Consider the following 19,654-nt stretch of genomic DNA (forward strand, 5'->3'; position numbering starts at 1 on the left):
ACCCTCGTAATGGCCCTCGGGACCTTCGCCGTCGGGACCGACGCGTACGTGGTGGCCGGGTTCCTGCCCGCGATGGCGCACTCCCTGCGCGTGACGGAGGGCACCGCCGGGCAGTCGGCGACGGCGTTCGCCATCGCCTACGCCGTGCTGTCGCCCGTCCTGGCCACCGCGCTGGCCCGCATGCCGCGCCGCGCCCTGCTGGTCGGCGCCCTGGCCGTGCTCGCCCTGGCCAACCTCGCCTCGGCACTGGCACCGAACTTCGCCGCGCTGATGATCACGCGGGTCCTGGCCGCGTCCGGAGCCGCGGCGTTCACCCCGAACGCGGGCGCGGTGGCCGCGTCGCTGGTCGCGCCCACGCAGCGGGCCCGGGCGCTGGCCGTGGTGGTCGGCGGCCTGACCGTCGCCACCGCCCTCGGCGTGCCCCTGGGCAACCTGGCCGGGAAGATCCTCGACTGGCGCGCGGCGCTCGGTCTGGTCGCGGCGCTGTGCGCGGTCTGCGCGCTCGGCGTGTTCGCCGCGATGCCCGCCTTGCCCGGCAACCCCCGTATCCCGCTGCGGGAGCGACTGGCGGCGCTGCGGCGGCCGGGGGTGGTCGCGGTGCTGCCGCTGACCGTGCTCGGCCTGGCCGCCAGTTATGGGCTCTACGCCTTCGCCGTTCCCGTGATGCGCGCGCTCGGGGCCGGAGCGCGGGCGGAGACCTGGCTGCTGTTCCTGTACGGCGTCGGCGCGGTCGCGGGCAACCTGGTGGCGGGCGTCATGGTGGACCGGCACGGGCCCATCCCCGTGCAGGCCGCCGGGTTCTCCCTGCTCACCGCGACGCTGGCCGTCTTCGCCTGGGCGGCCGGGGCGGGCACGCACTGGCTGCCGCTGACCGCCGCTCTGATGACGGCCTGGGGCGCGGCGACCTGGTTCCAGACCCCGGCGCAGCAGGTCCGCCTGATCAACGCCGCGCCCGGGGAGACCGCCGTGGTCGTCGGCCTGAACTCCTCGGCCCTGTACGCCGGGATCGGCCTCGGCACGGCGCTGGCCGGCACGCTGCTTCCGGTCGGCCCACCCGTGGCGCTCGCCGTCTGCGCGGGACTTGCCCTGATGTGCCTGCCCTACCTGGCCGTCACCCGCCGGTACCGCTGACGCCACCCGGTCGACAAAAGGTGATATAGCGGTATTCTCGGCATTAAATCGCCGCCGACCCCATTCATTACTTCCCAATGAACATTTCCTGAATTCTCAGTCGCGCCCTTCTCCTCTCGCTCACCCAATCCCTCTATCTCCCATAATCCGGAATACGGGGATCAGAGCCACGGGGCGAAGGAAAGCATGAATGAAACGTTGGATCGGGGTCGGGCTGGCGCTGGCGCTGGGCGCCGCCGTCGTCCTCGCCCTCGTGCTGGGCAACGGCGGGGGCGGCAGCGACGGTGAGCAGCGGACGCTCACCACGGTCCGTGGTGTGATCGGTTCGGAGAAGAAGCCCTTCTTTGACGATCCCGCGGTCAGGGCGGCGTTCGCCAGGCACGGACTGCGGGTCGAGGTCGACACCGCGGGATCCCGCGAAATCGCGACCACGGTGGACCTGCGCCCCTACGACTTCGCCTTTCCCTCGAGCGTCCCGGCCGCCGAGAAGATCAGGCAGGCGCACAAGATCGCGCGGACGTACTCGCCGTTCTACTCGCCGATGGCGGTCGCGACGTTCCAGCCGATCGTGGACGTGCTCGCGAAGGCGGGCGTGGTCCACGACTCGGGCGCGGGCTACCAGGTCCTCGACCTGCGCGGGTTCCTCGGCCTCGTCGCCAAGGGCACCCGCTGGGACGCGCTGCCGGGCAACACCTCCTACCGTGCCCGCAAGCGGGTCCTGCTCACCACCACGGACGTCCGTACCTCGAACTCGGCCGCCATGTATCTCGCGGCGACCAGCTACGTGGCCAACGGCGACGACGTCGTTACCTCGCGGGCGCAGGTCGCCGAGGTGGCGCGGACGGTCGCCCCGCTGTTCCTCGACCAGGGCTACTCGGAGTCCTCCACCGAGGCGCCCTTCGAGGACTACCTCGCGCTGGGGATCGGCAAGACGCCGATGGTGGTGATCTACGAGGCGCAGTACGCCGCGCGGCTGTTCGCGGGCGGCGGGGCGATCCGGCCCGACATGCGGCTGATCTACCCCGCGCCGACCGTGCTCAGCAAGCACACGCTCGTCCCGCTCACGGACCGGGCCGCGGAGGTCGGGCGGCTGCTGCAGGAGGATCCCGAGTTCGCGCGTCTCGCCGCGAGGTACGGCTTCCGCACCGCCGACCCCAAGGTCTTCGCTGACCTGGTGGCCACGACCAAGGCACCGGTGCCCGCGAGCCTGGTCGACGTCGTCGAGCCGCCGGCCTACGACCGGCTGGAAGAGCTCATCTCGACTGTCGAGCAGCGCTACCTGGCCGGTGCGAAGCCGTCGTCCTGACCCCCCTTTGTTCGGGAAGACAGGGTCCAGGAAGACAGGGCCCAGGAAGAGTCCCAGGAAGAGAGGACACCCGTGTCCGAAGATCTGGTGCTGACTCCGCCCGCCCCGGTGGCGGCGGTGCCGGCCGAGAAGGCGGCCGGCATGCTGCCGCTCCCCGGCGAGCGCGGCGCCGAACTCGCCCGCAAGGCGGCCGGCTTCGCCGAGGAGCTCACCACGCTCGATCACCGGTCGCCGGAGTTCACCGGGAAGGTGCACGACATCACCTCGATGGGCGACTCGGAGATCCGCGCCTCCTCCCAGGTGGCCAACCGGATGCTCAAGCGCCCGGTCGCGGCGCTGGCGTCGGCCAAGGGCGAGGGCGCCGACGGCCAGGCGCGGGTCGCCGGTCAGCTCGTCGCGCTGCGCCGCACGATCGTCGACCTCGACCCCAAGCAGGCGACCGCCGGCACCCGGCGGCTGCTCGGGATCATCCCGTTCGGCGACCGGCTCCGCGACTACTTCGCCAAATACCGCAGCGCGCAAAAGCACATCGACGACATCATCCGGGCGCTCAAGTCCGGGCAGGACGAGCTGCGCAAGGACAACGCCGCCATCGAGGGCGAGAAGGCGAACCTCTGGGAGTCGATGACGAAGCTCCAGGAGTACGCGGTGCTGGCGGCGGCACTCGACGCGGAGCTGCAGGGACGGATCGACCAGATCGAGCTCACCGACCCCGAGAAGGCGAACGCCCTGCGGTCGGACGCGCTGTTCGGCGTGCGCCAGAAGCATCAGGACCTGTTGACCCAGCTCGCCGTGTCGGCCCAGGGCTACCTCGCGCTGGATCTGGTGCGCAAGAACAACCTGGAGCTGATCAAGGGGGTGGAGCGGGCCACCACCACGACGATCGCGGCGTTGCGCACGGCCGTCACGGTGGCGCAGGCCCTCGCCAACCAGAAGCTGGTGCTCGACCAGATCACGGCGCTGAACACCACCACCTCTGACCTGATCCTCGCGACCAGCGAGATGCTGCGCACCCAGGCGGGAGACATCCAGACCCAGGCCGCCGCCACGACGGTGAGCATGGAGGCGCTGAGCAAGGCGTTCGACAACATCTACTCGACGATGGACATGATCGACGGCTTCAAGGCCAAGGCCGTGGAGAGCATGGCCGTCACCGTCGACAACCTCACCGCGGAGCTCGACCACGCCCGCGCCTATCTGGAGCGGTCCCGCCGCGGCGACGAGGCGGGGTCGTGAGGAGAGCGATCACGGCCGCCGCCCTGGCGCTGCTGCTGACCCTGTCGCTCACCGTCGCCGCCGCCTGCTCGGGCGCGGGCGGGGATGCCCCGACGGAAGACGGCCCGGACGTGCTGCGCGTCCTCGCGGGCAGCGAGATCAAGGACCTGGAGCCGCTGCTCGCCAAGGCGGCCGGCGCGGCGGGCGTGAAGGTGTCGCTCTCCTACACCGGCACGTTGGACGGCGCCGAGCAGGTGGCGAACGGCGGCGCGGACGGCCGCTACGACGCGGTCTGGTTCTCCTCCAACCGCTACCTGTCCCTGATCGACGGGGCGAGCGCGCGCCTGTCCACCCAGACCAAGATCATGGTCTCGCCCGTGGTGCTCGGCCTCAGCCGCGCCAAGGCCCGCGAGCTCGGCTGGGACACCGGCCGGTCGACCTGGTCGGACATCGCCGAGGCCGCCAGGAAACACCGCTTCACCTTCGGCATGACGAACCCCGCGTCGTCGAACTCGGGCTTTTCCGCTCTGGTCGGTGTGGCGGCGGCGCTGTCGGACGCGGGCGAGGCGCTCGACCAGGCCCAGATCACGGCCGTCACTCCCCGGCTCACCGGGTTCTTCTCCGCGCAGACCCTCACCGCGGGCTCCTCGGGCTGGCTCGCCGACGCCTTCCGGCGGCGCACCGACGTGGACGGGCTGATCAATTACGAGTCCGTGCTGCTCGGCCTGCGCACCGCCTCCGGGGAGCCGCTCACGCTGGTCTATCCCGGCGACGGCGTCGTCACCGCCGACTACCCGCTCACGCTGCTCGCCTCCTCTCCCAAGAAGGAGCTGTACGGCAAGCTGGCAGCCTGGCTGCGCACACCCGGGGTGCAGCGCGAGATCATGACGACCACGGCGCGGCGGCCCATCGTGCCCGAGGTGCGGCCGGACGCCAGGTTCGGCACGGCCCCGCTGCTGGAGCTGCCCTTCCCCAACCGGCGCAGCGCCGCCGACGCGCTGATCAACGTGTACCTCAACCAGGTGCGGCGCCCGTCGCGCACGGTGTTCGTGCTGGACACCTCCGGCTCGATGGAGGGCGACCGCATCGACGCGCTCAAGCAGGCGCTCGCCGCGCTGACCGGCGCCGACGCCTCGGCCTCCGGCCAGTTCTCCCGGTTCCGCAACAGGGAGACGGTCACGCTGCTGCCGTTCAGCACCGGGGCCGGCCCGGCGAGCACGTTCACGGTGCCGGACCGCGATCCCGCGGCGGTCCTGCGTCAGATCCGCGCGTACGGCGAGGGCCTGACGGCGAGAGGCGGCACCGCGATCTACGACGGCCTGCGCGACGCGTACGAGACGGCCCGGGGCGGCCAGGGTGGTGGACAGGGTGGTGGACAGGGCGGCGAGGACTTCACCTCGGTCGTGCTCATGACGGACGGCGAGAACACCGACGGCTCCTCCTACGAGGACTTCGCCGGCTTCTGCCGGGCCCTGGGCACCCGGATCCCCACGTTCGTGGTGCTGTTCGGCGACAGCGACGTGTCCGAGATGCGCCAGGTCGCCACGCTCACCGGCGGCGCGGTGTTCGACGCCAGGCAGGCGTCGCTCGCCTCGGCGTTCAAGGAGATCCGTGGCTACCAGTGACCGGATCCTGTCCTACCTCGGCTCGACGCGGAACATCGTCGGCTCCGCCCTCGCACTCGGCGGCCTCGGGCTGCACTTCCTCGGCCTCGCCGGCTCGCTGTGGCCGGTGGTCGTCGCCGGGCTGTACGGCGTGGGCGCTCTGCTCGCCCCGCCCGACCGGGTGCGGCTGACGATCTCCCACGCCGAGGTCGAGACACGGGCGCTGCGGGACGATCTCGACGTCCTCGTGGCCAAGGTGTCGCCACCCCGCTTCCCCGAGGACGTCGTGGCCAAGGTCGGCGACCTCGCCGCGATCCTGCGCGACGTGCTCGCCAGGGCGGAGGCGCTCACCTCCGCCCCCGACCACCTGCACGTCGTCTCCCAGGCCATCCGCGACTACCTGCCCACCAGCCTGGAGGCGTACGCCAACCTGCCGAGGTCGTACGCGCTGACCCGCCGGGGGTCGCGCGAGCGCAGCGCGCACGAGGAGCTGATGGCCCAGCTCGGCCTGCTGGAGTCGGGGTTGTCGGCGATCGCGGAGGCCGTCTACCAGGGGGACGAGCAGGCGCTCAGGGACCAGGGCCGGTTCCTACGGGACCGCTTCGGCGGGTCGTCGCTCGACCTGTAGTCACAGATCTCTGCTCACAGCCGCGATTCGTACACCGCCCTGGCCTTCTCGATCAGGTCGAGGTGGTCGCGCAGCTGTGCCCGGGTCCGCAGGCGGGCCCTGACCCTGACCAGCTCGTCGAGCAGGTCGAGCCACCGCAGGCACCAGCGCACGTCCTCCTCTCTTGCCACGTGCCGTCCCCGCACGTCCAGGTAGACCGGGCTGGTGTGGGCGTACGCGCGCCCGCGCGGGGAGCGCGGATGGGGGCCGCCGCGGACCACGGCGACCACGTAGGTGGGGTCGGTCACGGACAGGGACGCGGTGATCTCGTGGCCCGGCCCCTCGGCGAGCACTCCGGCCGCCGTCCTGATCTCGATGTGCTCCACCTCCGGCCCGACGGCCCGCGCCCGGATCGCGACCGTTTCGCCGCCCTCCAGGACGAGCGTCTCCCCCGGCCCCAGGCCGTCCACCGTGAGCTCCAGCCAGGGGCCGGTGGTGGCGAACGTGCGGCCCCGCCGTACGGCCTCGGCGAACGACTCGGCGCTGAGCGGCCCGTCGACACGGGCGTAGACGCGCTCCCAGCCCGGCGGGCTGGAGACCGTGTCCTGGCGGGTGAACGACAGCATGGTGTCGGTCCCGGCGAGCGCGGCGAGCCGGTTGCCCGCGCCGACCAGCCTCCGGTAGACCTCGGCCGTCCCCGGGGCGGGCGACAGGTCGCTGAAGTGGAGCACCTCCACTCCGTCGACCAGGCCGAGCGCGGCGTCCACCACCAGGGCACGGCCGGTGCAGTTCCTGGTCCCGTTCGCGGCCACGTCCTCCGGGGAGGAGACCGGGCCGTGGAAGGGGTGGGCGTACCCGAGCACCGCGCGCGGCTCCCGCAGGTCGCCGCAGACCGCCGCGTTGGGCGGCCAGTCGGCGTCCGCGCCGAAGCCCGTGTGGTAGACGGCGGGCGGCGCGGCCACGCCGAAGACGTGGACGTGCCCGAACAGGTCGTTGCGATACTCCACGCCCATCCGGGCCACGTGCCCGGCGTCCGACCACGGCAGGTCGCGCCCGGCCCAGTGCTGGAGCGCCTCCCGGTCGTAGACCCGGTCTCCCGCGACGTTCCCGGCGACGAGGTTGAGCACGTGCAGGTCCTCGCCGAGCTGCGCGGCGGCCGCCTCCGCCGGGACGGCGACCAGGTCGCCCGCCCAGTTCATGTGGACGTGCAGGTCGGCGCCGTACCAGCCGCGGGCGGCGGCGTGGTACAGCCGCTGCGGCGCGAGGCCGACCAGCGTCTCCTCCCCCGTCCTGGGGACGACCGTCGTCTCGGTGATGCCGTACTCCATGCCACGCGTGACCCGGATCGTGACCGGCTCGCAGGGCACGGCGAGCACGATGTCGTCGCCGTGGAAGAACGGCCTGTCGTCGTTGTCGCGCCGCTCCGGCACTCCCTCCGGATACCACCCCTGGCCGTCCGCCGACGTGACGCTCCAGCGGCACGGGAAGCCCGCGCGCAACCGCAGGCGCGCGGCCGGCGCGGGCCGGGCCAGCCCCGACAGGTCCACCGCCTCGCCGTCCACCGTGAGCACGGTCGCGGTCGTCACGTCGAGGAGCTTGGCCCCGCCCGCCACGATCCCGTACGGCACGCCGTCGGCCGTCACCTCCACCGGGTGCGGCAGCGCGGAATCGACCAGCAGGACGACGGGCACCGGCCCCGGCGACAGCAGCGGCCGGGCCGGACCGTGCTCCAGACGGTGCTTCAGTCGGTGGCCGTCCGCGGTCAGCCGCAGCGCCACGAGGCCCCGGGGGACCTCGCCGTCCAGCGCGTCACGGAACTCCGCGTCGAGGTCCGGCCTGATGCTCATCCGGTCGGCCTCCTCCGGGAACCGGAGGAACGGCATCATCCGCACGTATCCCAGTGGTGGCTCTCCCCAGGTGATCCCGTGTGCGGAAAGTAACGCGCGATACTCCCGCAGAGCGCGCTCCACCTGCGGTGGCATCATCGGATCGTGGTTCATCGCACCTCCCCGTAATCGAAAGCGGCCACATGGTGGCACGGTTCCGGCCGGGGAAAACGTGCAACAGTGCATTCCCGGTCACACGGGTAGCGATCTTTCTCACCCGGGAGGAAAGGGGATCCCCCGAGTGTCATGAAGGAAGGCCGCCAGGATGCGGTCGGCGGCCAGCGCCGGGGTGAGGGTGCCGTCGAGGACCTGCCGTTCGATCTCCGGCGCGATCTCCCCGGTGGCGTCGCGGAGCATGCCCAGCAGCCGCTCCCTGACCAGCGCCCACGTCCACTCGACCTGCTGACGGCTGCGCCTGGCGGCGAGGTCCGCGCCCTCCTGGTGACGCACGACGTGCGCCCACAGCTCCTCCAGCCCGGCGCCGGTGAGGCCGCTGCAGGTCAGCACGGGCGTGGCCGAGCGCAGCAGCCGCAGCGCCCCGGACAGCTCCCGCGCCGCCTTGCGCGCGGCCGTCTCGTGCTCGCCGTCGGCCTTGTTGACCGCGATGACGTCGGCCAGCTCCAGCACGCCCTTCTTGATGCCCTGGAGCTGGTCACCGGTGCGGGCGAGGGTGAGCAGGAGGAAGGTGTCGACCATGTCGGCGACCGCGGTCTCCGACTGACCGACTCCGACCGTCTCGACGAGCACGATGTCGTAGCCCGCCGCCTCCACGACGACGATGGCCTCCCGGGTGGCCTTCGCCACGCCGCCGAGCGTCCCGGCCGTGGGGGACGGCCGGATGAAGGCGTTCGGATCGGCCGACAGCCTGGCCATCCGGGTCTTGTCCCCCAGGATGCTGCCGCCCGAGCGTCGCGACGAGGGATCCACGGCCAGCACGGCCACCCGGTGCCCCTGCCCGGTGAGATGGGTGCCGAGCGCCTCGATGAAGGTCGACTTGCCGACCCCGGGCACCCCGGACACGCCCACCCTGCGGGCCTTGCCGGAGTGCGGGGTGAGCTCGACCAGCAGCCGCTGCGCCATCTCCCGATGGTCGGCCCTGGTCGACTCCACCAGCGTGATCGCCCGGGCGGTCCACCGCCGGTCGCCCGACAGCACGCCCTCGACGTAGTCCTCGATCCCCGGCGCGGTCACTTATGACCCAGCCGGGCGGACAGCTCGCGCAGCAGTTCCAGGGCGGCGTCGGCGATCACCGTGCCGGGCAGGAAGATCGCCGAGGCGCCCGCGACCCGCAGCTCCGCGACGTCGCCCGGCGGGATCACGCCGCCGACCACGATCATGATGTCCTCCGCGCCGAGGCCGGTGAGCGCCTGCCGCAGCGCGGGCACCAGCGTCAGGTGCCCGGCCGCCAGCGAGGAGACCCCGACCACGTGCACGTCGGCCTCGACGGCCTGCCGGGCGACCTCCTCGGGCGTCTGGAACAGCGGGCCGACGTCGACGTCGAAGCCGAGGTCGGCGAAGCCGCTCGCGATCACCTTCTGGCCCCGGTCGTGGCCGTCCTGGCCCATCTTCGCGACGAGGATGCGGGGCCGGCGGCCCTCCGCCTTCTCGAACTGCGCGCACGCCTCCCGGACCCGGTCCGCGGCGCCGCCCACCTCCGCCCGGTACACGCCCGATATCGTACGGATCTGCGCGGCGTGCCGTCCGAAGACCTTCTCCAGCGCGTCGGAGATCTCCCCGACCGTGGCCTTGGCCCTGGCGGCGTTCACCGCGAGCTCCAGCAGGTTCTCCCCGCCGGCCGCGCCCTTCGTCAGCGCCTCCAGCGCCTCGTTGACGGCGTCGGCCGAGCGCTCCTCGCGCAGCCTGCGCAGCTTGTCGATCTGCTGGTTGCGCACGGCCGTGTTGTCGACCTTGAGCACCTCGATCGGCTCGTCGGCCTCGGGGCGGTACTTGTTGACGCCGATCACCGGCTGCCTGCCGGAGTCGATGCGGGCCTGGGTGCGGGCCGCCGCCTCCTCGATGCGCATCTTGGGCAGCCCCTGGTCGATGGCCCGGGCCATGCCGCCGGCCCGCTCGACCTCCTGGATGTGGCCCCAGGCCGCCCGCGCCAGCTCCCGGGTCAGCCGCTCGACGTAGTAGGAGCCGCCCCACGGGTCGATCACCCGGCAGGTGCCCGACTCCTGCTGGAGTAGAAGCTGGGTGTTGCGGGCGATCCGCGCCGAGAAGTCGGTCGGCAGCGCGAGCGCCTCGTCCAGGGCGTTGGTGTGCAGCGACTGGGTGTGCCCCTGGGTGGCCGCCATCGCCTCGACGCAGGTCCGTACGACGTTGTTGAACACGTCCTGCGCGGTCAGCGACCATCCGGAGGTCTGGCTGTGCGTGCGCAGCGACAGCGACTTGGGGTTGCGCGGGCCGAAGCCCTTGACCAGGCGGGCCCACAGCAGCCGGGCGGCGCGGAGCTTGGCGACCTCCATGAAGAAGTTCATGCCGATGCACCAGAAGAACGACAGGCGCGGCGCGAACGCGTCGATGTCGAGCCCGGCCTGCACCCCGGCGCGCAGGTACTCCAGCCCGTCGGCCAGCGTGTAGGCGAGCTCGAGGTCGCAGGTGGCCCCGGCCTCCTGGATGTGGTAGCCGGAGATCGAGATGGAGTTGAACTTCGGCATGTTCTTGGAGGTGTACTCGAAGATGTCGGAGATGATCCGCATCGACGGGTCCGGCGGGTAGATGTAGGTGTTGCGGACCATGAACTCCTTGAGGATGTCGTTCTGGATGGTCCCCGCCAGCTTGTCGGGCGTGACGCCCTGCTCCTCGGCCGCGACGATGTAGAGCGCCAGGATCGGCAGCACCGCGCCGTTCATCGTCATCGACACGCTCATCCGGTCGAGCGGGATCCCGTCGAACAGCTGCCGCATGTCGTAGATCGAGTCGATCGCCACGCCCGCCATGCCGACGTCGCCGGCGACGCGGGGGTGGTCGGAGTCGTAGCCCCGGTGGGTCGCGAGGTCGAAGGCGACCGACAGGCCCTTCTGCCCCGCCGCCAGGTTGCGCCGGTAGAACGCGTTGGACTCCTCGGCCGTGGAGAACCCGGCGTACTGCCGGATGGTCCACGGCTGGGTGACGTACATCGTCGGGTACGGGCCGCGCAGGAAGGGCGCGATGCCCGGGTAGGTCTCGAGGGACGGGCCGTCCTCCAGGTCGGCCGCCGTGTAGAACGGCTTGACCGCGATGCCCTCGGGCGTCTCCCAGGCAGAAGTCTCCCGGGCCGGGCCGTCGGGGATGTCCGCCACCGCGGCGCCCGATCCCAGGTCAATCTCCGAGAAATCCGGAATCATCGGCTCACTCCCAGATCGTCGAACGTCGCGCGGAGCACCCCGAGCGCGTCGCACCCGGCGTACAGGGTGGCGTCCACGCCCTCATACTCCCCCTTCCCGGCCAGCCAGACCGTGCGCGCCCCGGCTTCCCGCAGCGCCGCGGCGACCACCGCGGCGTGCTCACCGTAGAGCCGGTCGCTGGAGCACAGGCAGGCCACGGGGGTGCCGCAGTCGCGGAAGGCCGCGGCGATCGCCGCCGGGTCGGTGCCCGGGCCGCTGGTGACGGTCGCGATGCCGCCCGCAGCGAACAGGTTGGCGGCGAACGTCGCCCTCGCGGTGTGCGCGGCGACCGGCCCGATCGTGGCGAGGAACACCGTGGGCCGGCTCGGCTGGGCGTCGGCGAGGTCGCGCAGCGCCTCGAACTCCTCGGCGTAGCGCATCACCGGCAGTCCCCCACCGGACACGCTGCCGGAGGTGACGGCGAGCCCGGGGCCTGGCCGCCGGGACACCGGCCTCTCCTTCAGGTCGGGGAACTCGCTGACCCCCGTGACCGGGTCGCGGCGGTGGGCGAGGTTGTCCGCGCGCCTGGCCCTGGTCGCCGCCAGCCGCTCGGGGACCAGCCGCTCCAGCGCGGCGGCCATGCCGCCGGCCCGCTCGATCTCCCTGAACCACTCCCAGGCCCGGGCGGCGAGGTCGTCGGTGAGCCGTTCCACGTACCACGAGCCGCCGGCCGGGTCGGCCACCCGGGCGACGTTCGCCTCCTCCACCAGCAGCGACTGGGTGTTGCGCGCGACGCGCCGGGCGAACGCGTCGGGCAGCCCGAGGCAGGCGTCGAACGGCTGGACGGTGACCGCGTCGGCCCCGCCCACCCCGGCCGCGAAGCAGGCCACGGTCGTGCGCAGCATGTTCACCCAGGGGTCCCTGACGGTCATCATCGCCGACGAGGTGACCGCGTGCTGAAGCTGCCTGCCGGGTTCTCCGGCGACCCCTGTGACCTCGGCGACCCGCGCCCACAGCCGCCGGGCGGCCCGGAGCTTGGCGATGGTGAGGAACTGGTCGGCGGTCGCGGCGTAGCGGAACTCGAGCTGCCCGAACGCCTGCTCGGCCGTCAGGCCCGCGCCGGTCAGCGCCCGCAGGTAGGCGACGCCGGTCGCGACCGAGCAGCCGAGCTCCTCGGCGTCGGCGCCGCCCGCGTCGTGGTAGGGCAGCGCGTCGACGGTGATCGCCCGCAGGCCGGGGTGATCGGCGGCGCACCGGCGGGCGAGCGCCACGGCGGCGCCGGTGTCCACGGTCGCGCCGGTGCGGGCGGCCAGCCCGATCGGGTCGGCGCCCAGGTTGCCCCCGGGCAGCGCCGCCCCCGCGGCCATCCCATCTGTCAAGCGCAGGAACGCCTCCGCCGCCTCCGCCGTACGTGGGCCGGCGTCGAGGACGACCGGGGCGAGGTCGAGCAGGACGCCGTCGAGCACGGCCGGCAGCGCGGCCGGATCGATCGCGTTCAGGTCGAGCCACAGGGACGTGACGCCGTTCTCCAGGTCGGCCTGGATCGCCTCCCGGGTCGCGGCCGGATCGGGGTCGGCGTGCCGCTGACGCAGATCCCATGCGCCCGGGCCGCGCACCGCGCGCGCCGTTCCCGCCGCGGCCGGCAGGTCGGCGGCGTCGTACAGCGGGGCGACCGCCACCCCGTCGTAGGTCGTGGTGGTCAGGGCGGCCTCGGCCTCGTCCGGCGAACCGTCCCAGCCGGACTTGCGCAGCACCTCGGCCGCGAGCGTCCTCCACTGCTCCCGCGTGGCCTGCGGGAACCCCGCTGCGGGATCGGCGAGATCGTCGAGTTCAACAGGCGGCACCGTCATGAACCGGATGCTAAATGCAGCGGCTTAAGTCCGGGGCCCCGGGGTCCCGGTCTGCGGACAAGCTTGTCTGGGCGGCTACTTCTTGTCGGCGAAGGCGGCCGTGCAGGACGGAAGCTCCCACTCGTCGTTCGGCGTGCGCAGCACCCGCAGCCCGAGGAACCCCATGCCCACGGCGGTCAGCCCCCAGGCGACCAGGTCCAGCCACGCGTTCACGACGACGATCGCGGTGAGGTGCAGCGGCTGCGAGACCGTCAGCAGGGCCGCCGCCCACAGCGGGATCAGCCTGGCCCGGATGGCCAGGACACCGAGCAACACCGTGCCGGCGATGTGACCCACCACGAAGACGAGGGCCGGGACCATGTTCAGAAAGAGGATCTCCTCGCTGAGACGTGTGATATCCGACGGCGCCAAGCCGATGTTCCGACCCGCGAGCACCGCGGAGTCTCCCGCGCCGAGCACCGTCATGCCGAGGTAGCCGGGAATCAGGAACACGGCGGCCCAGGCGGCCAGGACGGGACGGTGCCGCCGGCCGAGGTGCAGCGCCGCGTACGCGCCCGGCAGCAGGGTGAACAGCGCCGGGATGCCGAGAAGCAGCACGAGCCGCTGTGCGCCGGGATTCGCCGCGACCTCGGCCCCGACGTCGCCTGATCCGCCGGGGATGACGAGCCGGATGACGGCCACGCAGGCGGGACCGATCGGCATCAGGATCGCGGACACCACCCGGCTCGCCGTGCGCAGGTCCCGCCGCGGTGCGGCGCCGGAGAGCGATCCCGCGCTCATCGCGCCCCCCTCGGGGTGACGAGCAGGAGGACGACGGCGACGAGCGACAGGACGATCCCGGCTGCGGCCATCATGATCCACTCGGTGGGGATTCCGGGCGCGATGAAGGCCGGTACCGCGCTCAGGGCGGCCAGCACCCGCACGACGACCACGACGTTCCTGGCCCATTTCGCCCCCAGCCAGGCGAACGGGATGGCGACCAGCGAGATCACAGAGACCGCGATGAGCACGCCCGGGACGACCGGGTCGTCGGGGAGTTGCGACACCGACGTCTGGATGTCGCCGAGGGCGAGCAGGCCGGCGAGGACGAGCCCGGTTCGGGCGAGCAGGGAGGACCTGCGTGCGGGCGCGGCGGGGGTTTCCGGAGGAATGGTGGCGGACATCAGATTTCTGCTCCGATCCGAAGGGTCACCGCACCATCGCGTGCGGGATCTCGTCCAGATTCGGCCTCCCGTGCCACCGCGGCATGAGGCCGCCGTCATGTCCTCGCCCGTCCGGACCGGGAATTCTCCCGGCGCTGCCGGGACCGCGCCCCTATTCGCCCCGGTCGGGCGGCGAAATAATCGGCCCATGACCCCCCAGCAGGCGGACGGCTCCCCGCCCATCCGGGTGCTCCTGGCTGATGATCACCCGGTCGTCCGGCGCGGGCTCGCCGCGCTGCTCGGCACCCTGCCGGGGATCGAGGTGGTCGCCCAGGCCGGCACCGGCGCGGAGGCGCTGCGCGAGGTCGCGTTGCTCCGTCCCGACGTCGCGGTGATGGATCTGCGCATGCCGGGCGTGGACGGCGTCGAGGCGACCCGGCGGATCACCCGGGACCATCCCGCCACGGCCGTGCTGGTGCTCACGATGTTCGACGAGGACACCCTCATCGCGCAGGCGTTGCGTGCCGGCGCGCGCGGATACCTGCTGAAGACGGCCGACCAGGACGAGATCGAGCGCGCCATCCGCGCCATCGCCGCCGGAGACGTGATCTTCAGCGGGGCCGTGGCGGGGCGGGTGCTCGGGCGGCTCACGGACGACCGGAACTCGCCTGTGCTGCCCCAACTGTCGCCACGCGAGCGGGAAGTGCTCGACCTGGTCGCCACCGGCGCGACCAACGGCGCCATCGCCCATCGGCTGGCGCTCTCGCCGAAGACCGTCGGAAACCACATCTCAGCGATCTTCCTCAAACTGGGCGTGGCCACCCGGGGGGAGGCCATCGTGATCGCCAAGGACGCTGGGCTGGGTCGGCGTGACTGACGCCGTCCGGTGGGCGCGGGCTCCGCTGATCGTCACGGTGGCGGCCGGCGGCGTGCTCGCCCTGGTCTCGATCGCGTTCACCGTCGTCACCGGGGCCGGGTGGCGGGCCTTCGTCGACTCCTACACGCTGACCAACCTCGTCATCGGGATCGGATTCCTCGGTTCGGGAGCGGTCATCGCGTGGTTTGGGACGCGCAACCTCATCGGGCCCATGTTCCTGGTGTGCGGGATCGGTCACCTGATGACGGCCGCCGCGGTGATGCTGCTGCTGTTCGCCATCCGCGCCGGCTGGCCGGTTCCGGCCGTCCGCGCGCTCGCCACCGTGTCCATGGGGGCATGGCAGGCCGGCCTGCCGGGGTTGTTCCCGGTGGCTCTGCTGATGTTCCCGACAGGGCGCCTGCCGTCCCGGCGCTGGCTGCCGGTGGCCTGTCTCCTCTGGGTGAGCGGCGGCTACCAACTGGTGAGCGGACTGCTCTCCGACGCCTACTACTGGGATCACCCGCAGGCCACCACGATCCTCTCCGCTGGGCTGACCGTTTCCGGCCCGCTCGACGACGCGATGGGCTACCTCAACTCGGCGCTCTGGGTAGCGGTGATCGTCGCCCTGGTTCGACGCTACGTCCGCGGCGGCGAACGCACTCGGCGGCGGCTGCTCTGGCTGATCCTGGCGCTGCTGGCCGGTCTGCTGATCAACTCGCAGCGCTGGCTCACCGGGGACGGGCCGATCCTGTTCCTGTTGTCGTTCACGCTCTTCCCGATCGCGATCGGGATCGCGATCGTGCGGTACGAGCTGTTCGACATCCGGCTCGTGCTGTCCAGGGCGCTGCTGTACGGCCTGACCGTGTCAGTCGTCGTCGCGGTCTACGCCGGCCTCGTCGCCGCGTTCTCACTGCTGGTGCCGGAGAGCGCGGAGCGCGGCGTGGCGATCGGCTCGTCGATCGTCGTGGCGATCTGCTTCACGCCGCTGCGACTGGCACTGCAGCGATTGATCGACCGCGTCTTCTACGGCACCCGCTCCGATCCCGCCGCCACGGCCTCACGGATCGGCGAGCGGCTGCGCCACGACGACGACCTGACCGACGTGCTCGACCGGACGCGAGCGGCACTGCGCCTTCCGTGGCTCGTCCTGCACGGCCCCACCGGCGCTGAGCTGGCCGCGGCCGGCGTCCCGGACGGCTCCCCGTCGTCGGAGATCCCGCTCGGATACCGGGGCACCCCGGTCGGCGGCCTCGTTGTGGGACTGCGCCGCGGCGAGGGCCGGCTGCACGACAGCGACCGGCGGGCGCTCGACCTCATCGCGACTCCGCTGTCCGTCGCCCTGCACGCCACCGCGCTGAGCGAGCAGGTCCGGCAGGCCCGCATCGCAACGATTGAAGCCGGCGCGGCCGAACGGGTGCGGCTGCAGCGCGAGCTGCACGACGGTCTCGGGCCGATGCTGGCCAGCGTCACCTTCCTCGCCGACGCGGCGTCCAACTTGATCCGTTCGGACACCGACGAGGCGGAACGGCTGCTCGGGGAGGTGCGTGCCGATCTGCGCACCGCGCTCGACTCGGTGCGCGACGTCGTCTACGGGCTGCGCCCCATTGAACTCGACGATCTCGGTCTCGTCGGCGCCCTGAGCCAGAAGGTGGCGGGGCTGTCCGGTGAGGCCCGCCGCGGGATCGCCGTGGAACTCGACGCGCCGTGGTCGCTTCCCACGCTGTCACCCGCGGTCGAACTGGCGGCGTACCGCATCGCGAACGAGGCGCTCGCCAACGTGATCAGGCACTCCGACGGGCGCCGGTGTGTCATCAGCGTGTCGGCCGACCGCGATCTCGTCGTCACCGTGGAGGACGACGGAGATCCGCCGTCCTCCTGGTCTCCCGGGGTGGGCCTGCGTTCGATCAGGGACAGGGCCGAGGAGATCGGTGGATCGGCCACCGCCGGGCCGACCGCGAACGGCTGGGAGGTCAGGGCGAGGTTGCCGCTGCCGGTGAACTAGCGAAGGCGTGGCGGCGAAGGCGGCCAGGTGCGCCCACTACGTGGCATGCCGGCATTCCCTGCGTTTCGCCCAGACAGTGCTGGGCGCGCGGACTCGTGCCCAGAGATCCCGCTGGCCGGGGCGGACCGCGACCGGGTGTCCCGCGGCTTACGGACGGGTTCCGTCTGGATCTTCCTCAGTATTGTGATCTCGGTCATGGACGGGAGGGGCGGGACGATGGGCGCGGACGGGGCCGCGGCTCACCGACTTCGGCGTGGCCCGCATCCTGCACGGGCCGGGTCTCACCCAGACCACCTCGGTCATCGGCACGCCCACGTACCTGGCTCCGGAGGTGGCCGAGGGAGGCACCCCCACGACGGCGGTGGACGTGTACGCCATCGGGTTGATCCTCTACGAACTGCTCGCCGGGCGTCCCCCGTTCGTGGCCGACCATCCGATGGTGGTGCTGCGGCGGCATGCGACGGCCGTGCCCCGGCGACTGCCCGGGATGCCGGACGCCCTGTGGCAGATCATCTGGGCCTGCGTCGCGAAGGATCCCGCCGGGCTCCTCAGGCGGTGCGCCTAAGACTTGGCGGCGAACGCGGCGTTCCAGGTGTCGGGGCCGACGACGCCGTCCACGTCGAGGTGCCGGTCCTTCTGGAATCTGCGGCACACGTTCTGGGAGTCCGGCCCGTACGCGCCGTCCACGGCGATGTCGTAGCCGAGCTCCTTCATCCTGGCCTGCCAGGTGCGCACGTCGTCGCCGCGCATCACGGGCGGATACCTGAGCTGGCGGCCGGGCCACTTCTGCGTGGGCTGCGGTTCTGGCTCCGGTTCTGGGTCGGGCTGCGGCTGCGTGGTGCCGGGACGCGGCGCGCCCTTCTTGATCCAGGCGTACAGCGGGTCGCCGGGGCAGTCGGTGGAGTAGCCGTCGCGGTGGCCCTTGATCTCCTTGCCCGCGCCGCCCTTGGCGCGCAGATACTCCACCGCGTCCAGGATCGCGTGCAGGATGCCGTCGGTCGGCTGGACCAGGCCGGCGTTGCCGACGAGACCGAGCACGGCGTAGTGGCCGGAGTTCAGGCCGGGGCCGTTGGCGGCCGGCAGGTGTCCGGGCCCGCGCCCGACGAAGACCTTCCGGTGCGGACAGGCCACCATCGAATATCCGATGTCGATCCAGCCGTTGCCGTCGATGTGGAAGTCCTGGATGGACTTCACCATGGCCACGCACTTGGCGTGGTCGGTGACGATGCCCGGGTCCACCCGGCCGCCGGTGTAGTGGACTTTCACGCCCCGCGTGGAGGACAGCGACGAGTACGAGCCCCTGGGAGGACGCGCGCCCCATTCAGCGCGGGACACGAGATCGATGGCCACAGTGCTCTCCGTTGAAAACCGTACGACTGGACACCGAGCGTAGCGGTAACGCCCCAGCAGGTACTGCTTTTTGCCCATAAGAAACTGCTTAAACGGCAAGGAAACTGAATTGCCGCATAAATCCGTTCGACAGAGCGAGTCGTACGTCGAGATCATCGCTGTATGTCCGTTGTCAAGGAGGTCGACTTCTCTCCTCACTCCACGCCCCCACCGCCGGTGCCGATGCGGATCTGGCTCGACGACACCGACAGCCCGGCCGACGTGATCGACGCCATGGCCCTGTCGCCGTTCGCCACCGGCGAGCAGCCCTGGTCCCGCACCGCCAACCTCGGCCGGGTCCGCGCCGACGCGCCGCTGACCGCCGAGGGCGGCCGGCTGCTGCGCGTCGCCCAGCACGCCGACGGGCACGAGACCCGGCTGATCGCCGGAGACGGATGGACGCTGCGGGTGGTCCGCAGCGCGAACCGGTCGGCGACGCTCACCGCCACGGCGGTGAGCGAGGAACTGGCCGGCTCCGTCCTTGAGCAGGCGACCAGGAACGCGGAGGAGGCGGCGCCCGACGCCGATCACGTGCGGATGGGCTTCTGGTGGCGGTCGAGCCACGGGCCGCACCGCTCCGCCAAGCCCATCACGACCTCCTCCTGGCGGGAGATCAGGAGGAACTACCCCACGGCCGCCGCCGGTCGCCTGGACGCCCTCATGGCGACCACCGCGGCCGATGTGACGGGCCGGCTGGTCCTCCTGCACGGCCCGCCCGGCACCGGCAAGACGACGCTGCTGCGCACGCTCGCGCGCGAGTGGGCGTCCTGGTGCCAGGTCGACTGCGTGCTCGACCCCGAGTTGCTGTTCAACGACCCGGGCTACCTGATGGACGTCGCCGTCGGCTGGGACGGCCCGGGCGAGGACGAGGAGCCGCGCTGGCGGCTGCTCGTCCTGGAGGACTGCGACGAACTGATCCGCGCCGAGGCCAAGCAGTCGACGGGCCAGGGCCTGTCACGCCTGCTCAACCTGACCGACGGGCTGCTCGGCCAGGGCAGGGACGTGCTCGTGGCCATCACGACCAACGAGGACCTCAGCAGGCTCCATCCGGCGGTCGTACGGCCCGGGCGGTGCCTGGCGCAGATCGAGGTGGGCCGGTTCGAGGCCGCGCAGGCGGCCGAGTGGCTGGGCCATGCCGGAGGCGCCGGTCCGGGCGGTGCGACGCTGGCCGAGCTGTTCGCCCTGCGGGACGGCCGCCCGGCCGTCGCCGCCGAACCCGCCCCCGCCACCGGCCTCTATCTCTGACCGGCTGTCTCCGACCGGCCGCACGGAGCATCGTCGCCGATGGCGTAGCGTCCCATGTGTCGGATACGTAAACCATCCGATGTGCCAGGTCGGGGCGGTAACAACAATCGGCG

Annotated in this window: 15 protein-coding genes and 1 pseudogene; 9 read left to right on the forward strand and 7 right to left on the reverse strand. The window is 72.0% G+C overall.

The features are described 5' to 3' along the window. Nucleotides 1-9: 9 nt before the first annotated feature. The 5 genes from IL992_RS18520 to IL992_RS18540 all read left to right on the forward strand — a co-directional run bounded on the left by IL992_RS18520 (nt 10) and on the right by IL992_RS18540 (nt 5,884). Nucleotides 10-1,131: an MFS transporter gene (locus IL992_RS18520; RefSeq protein ID WP_226873302.1), complete on the forward strand. Its 1,122-nt coding sequence runs from the start codon at nt 10-12 to the stop codon at nt 1,129-1,131. Between the two features lie 190 nt (nt 1,132-1,321). Next, complete coding sequence (locus IL992_RS18525) at nt 1,322-2,437, forward strand: hypothetical protein (protein WP_193204605.1); 1,116 nt, start codon at nt 1,322-1,324, stop codon at nt 2,435-2,437. Nucleotides 2,438-2,509: 72 nt separating this feature from the next. Continuing rightward, complete coding sequence (locus IL992_RS18530) at nt 2,510-3,673, forward strand: toxic anion resistance protein (protein ID WP_319018647.1); 1,164 nt, start codon at nt 2,510-2,512, stop codon at nt 3,671-3,673. Beyond that, entirely contained in the window at nt 3,670-5,277 is a 1,608-nt protein-coding gene (locus tag IL992_RS18535; protein ID WP_193204606.1) for an extracellular solute-binding protein, read from the forward strand. Before IL992_RS18530 ends, IL992_RS18535 begins: the two co-directional genes overlap by 4 nt. Then, a complete protein-coding gene (locus tag IL992_RS18540) occupies nt 5,264-5,884 on the forward strand; it encodes a hypothetical protein (RefSeq protein ID WP_193204607.1) in 621 nt (206 codons plus the stop codon). Before IL992_RS18535 ends, IL992_RS18540 begins: the two co-directional genes overlap by 14 nt. 14 nt (nt 5,885-5,898) lie before the next feature. Here the strand turns inward: IL992_RS18540 and IL992_RS18545 are convergent, their stop codons facing one another. The 6 genes from IL992_RS18545 to IL992_RS18570 form a co-directional block, all read right to left on the reverse strand. Further along, a complete protein-coding gene (locus IL992_RS18545) occupies nt 5,899-7,863 on the reverse strand; it encodes a CehA/McbA family metallohydrolase (RefSeq protein WP_193204608.1) in 1,965 nt (654 codons plus the stop codon). 99 nt (nt 7,864-7,962) lie between these two features. Beyond that, complete coding sequence (gene meaB / locus IL992_RS18550) at nt 7,963-8,940, reverse strand: methylmalonyl Co-A mutase-associated GTPase MeaB (protein ID WP_193204609.1); 978 nt, start codon at nt 8,938-8,940, stop codon at nt 7,963-7,965. After that, nucleotides 8,937-11,078 (reverse strand): methylmalonyl-CoA mutase, encoded by a 2,142-nt coding sequence (gene scpA / locus IL992_RS18555; RefSeq protein WP_193204610.1) that lies wholly within the window; start codon nt 11,076-11,078, stop codon nt 8,937-8,939. The genes meaB and scpA overlap by 4 nt, the downstream gene beginning before the upstream one ends. Further along, nucleotides 11,075-12,907 carry a methylmalonyl-CoA mutase subunit beta gene (locus IL992_RS18560; protein ID WP_193204611.1) on the reverse strand — a complete coding sequence of 611 codons (1,833 nt, stop codon included), beginning with the start codon at nt 12,905-12,907 and terminating at the stop codon, nt 11,075-11,077. Before IL992_RS18560 ends, scpA begins: the two co-directional genes overlap by 4 nt. 75 nt (nt 12,908-12,982) lie before the next feature. Beyond that, nucleotides 12,983-13,687 carry a hypothetical protein gene (locus tag IL992_RS18565; RefSeq protein WP_193204612.1) on the reverse strand — a complete coding sequence of 235 codons (705 nt, stop codon included), beginning with the start codon at nt 13,685-13,687 and terminating at the stop codon, nt 12,983-12,985. Continuing rightward, complete coding sequence (locus tag IL992_RS18570; protein WP_193204613.1) at nt 13,684-14,070, reverse strand: hypothetical protein; 387 nt, start codon at nt 14,068-14,070, stop codon at nt 13,684-13,686. Before IL992_RS18570 ends, IL992_RS18565 begins: the two co-directional genes overlap by 4 nt. Before the next feature lie 187 nt (nt 14,071-14,257). Here IL992_RS18570 and IL992_RS18575 point away from each other — a divergent pair, with 187 nt between their 5' ends. From IL992_RS18575 to IL992_RS18585, 3 genes and pseudogenes are all read left to right on the forward strand, one after another. Then, nucleotides 14,258-14,926, forward strand: coding sequence for a response regulator transcription factor (locus tag IL992_RS18575; RefSeq protein WP_193204614.1), 669 nt, complete (start codon nt 14,258-14,260; stop codon nt 14,924-14,926). Further along, on the forward strand, nt 14,919-16,907 hold the full coding sequence (locus IL992_RS18580) for a sensor histidine kinase (protein WP_193204615.1): 1,989 nt from the start codon (nt 14,919-14,921) through the stop codon (nt 16,905-16,907). The genes IL992_RS18575 and IL992_RS18580 overlap by 8 nt, the downstream gene beginning before the upstream one ends. 247 nt (nt 16,908-17,154) lie before the next feature. Next, nucleotides 17,155-17,472: pseudogene (locus IL992_RS18585) on the forward strand (protein kinase domain-containing protein); the annotation flags it as partial. Here IL992_RS18585 and IL992_RS48405 read toward each other — a convergent pair. After that, nucleotides 17,469-18,257, reverse strand: coding sequence for a peptidoglycan recognition protein family protein (locus tag IL992_RS48405; RefSeq protein WP_193204617.1), 789 nt, complete (start codon nt 18,255-18,257; stop codon nt 17,469-17,471). The pseudogene IL992_RS18585 and the gene IL992_RS48405 sit on opposite strands and share 4 nt — an antisense overlap. 162 nt (nt 18,258-18,419) lie before the next feature. Here IL992_RS48405 and IL992_RS18595 point away from each other — a divergent pair, with 162 nt between their 5' ends. Then, nucleotides 18,420-19,541, forward strand: coding sequence for a DUF5925 domain-containing protein (locus IL992_RS18595; RefSeq protein ID WP_193204618.1), 1,122 nt, complete (start codon nt 18,420-18,422; stop codon nt 19,539-19,541). Nucleotides 19,542-19,654 lie beyond the last annotated feature (113 nt).

This window comes from Microbispora sitophila, from assembly GCF_014892245.1.
Lineage (GTDB): Bacteria > Actinomycetota > Actinomycetes > Streptosporangiales > Streptosporangiaceae > Microbispora > Microbispora siamensis.

What these genes read in the sequence shown, in the direction of transcription:
- IL992_RS18520 (WP_226873302.1), top strand. Translation starts at nt 10, where the DNA reads ATGGCCCTCGGGACCTTCGCCGTCGGGACCGACGCGTACGTGGTGGCC.
- IL992_RS18570 (WP_193204613.1), bottom strand. Translation starts at nt 14,070, where the DNA reads ATGTCCGCCACCATTCCTCCGGAAACCCCCGCCGCGCCCGCACGCAGG.
- IL992_RS18525 (WP_193204605.1), top strand. Translation starts at nt 1,322, where the DNA reads ATGAAACGTTGGATCGGGGTCGGGCTGGCGCTGGCGCTGGGCGCCGCC.
- IL992_RS18565 (WP_193204612.1), bottom strand. Translation starts at nt 13,687, where the DNA reads ATGAGCGCGGGATCGCTCTCCGGCGCCGCACCGCGGCGGGACCTGCGC.
- IL992_RS18560 (WP_193204611.1), bottom strand. Translation starts at nt 12,907, where the DNA reads ATGACGGTGCCGCCTGTTGAACTCGACGATCTCGCCGATCCCGCAGCG.
- IL992_RS18575 (WP_193204614.1), top strand. Translation starts at nt 14,258, where the DNA reads ATGACCCCCCAGCAGGCGGACGGCTCCCCGCCCATCCGGGTGCTCCTG.
- IL992_RS18545 (WP_193204608.1), bottom strand. Translation starts at nt 7,863, where the DNA reads ATGAACCACGATCCGATGATGCCACCGCAGGTGGAGCGCGCTCTGCGG.
- IL992_RS18595 (WP_193204618.1), top strand. Translation starts at nt 18,420, where the DNA reads ATGTCCGTTGTCAAGGAGGTCGACTTCTCTCCTCACTCCACGCCCCCA.
- scpA (WP_193204610.1), bottom strand. Translation starts at nt 11,078, where the DNA reads ATGATTCCGGATTTCTCGGAGATTGACCTGGGATCGGGCGCCGCGGTG.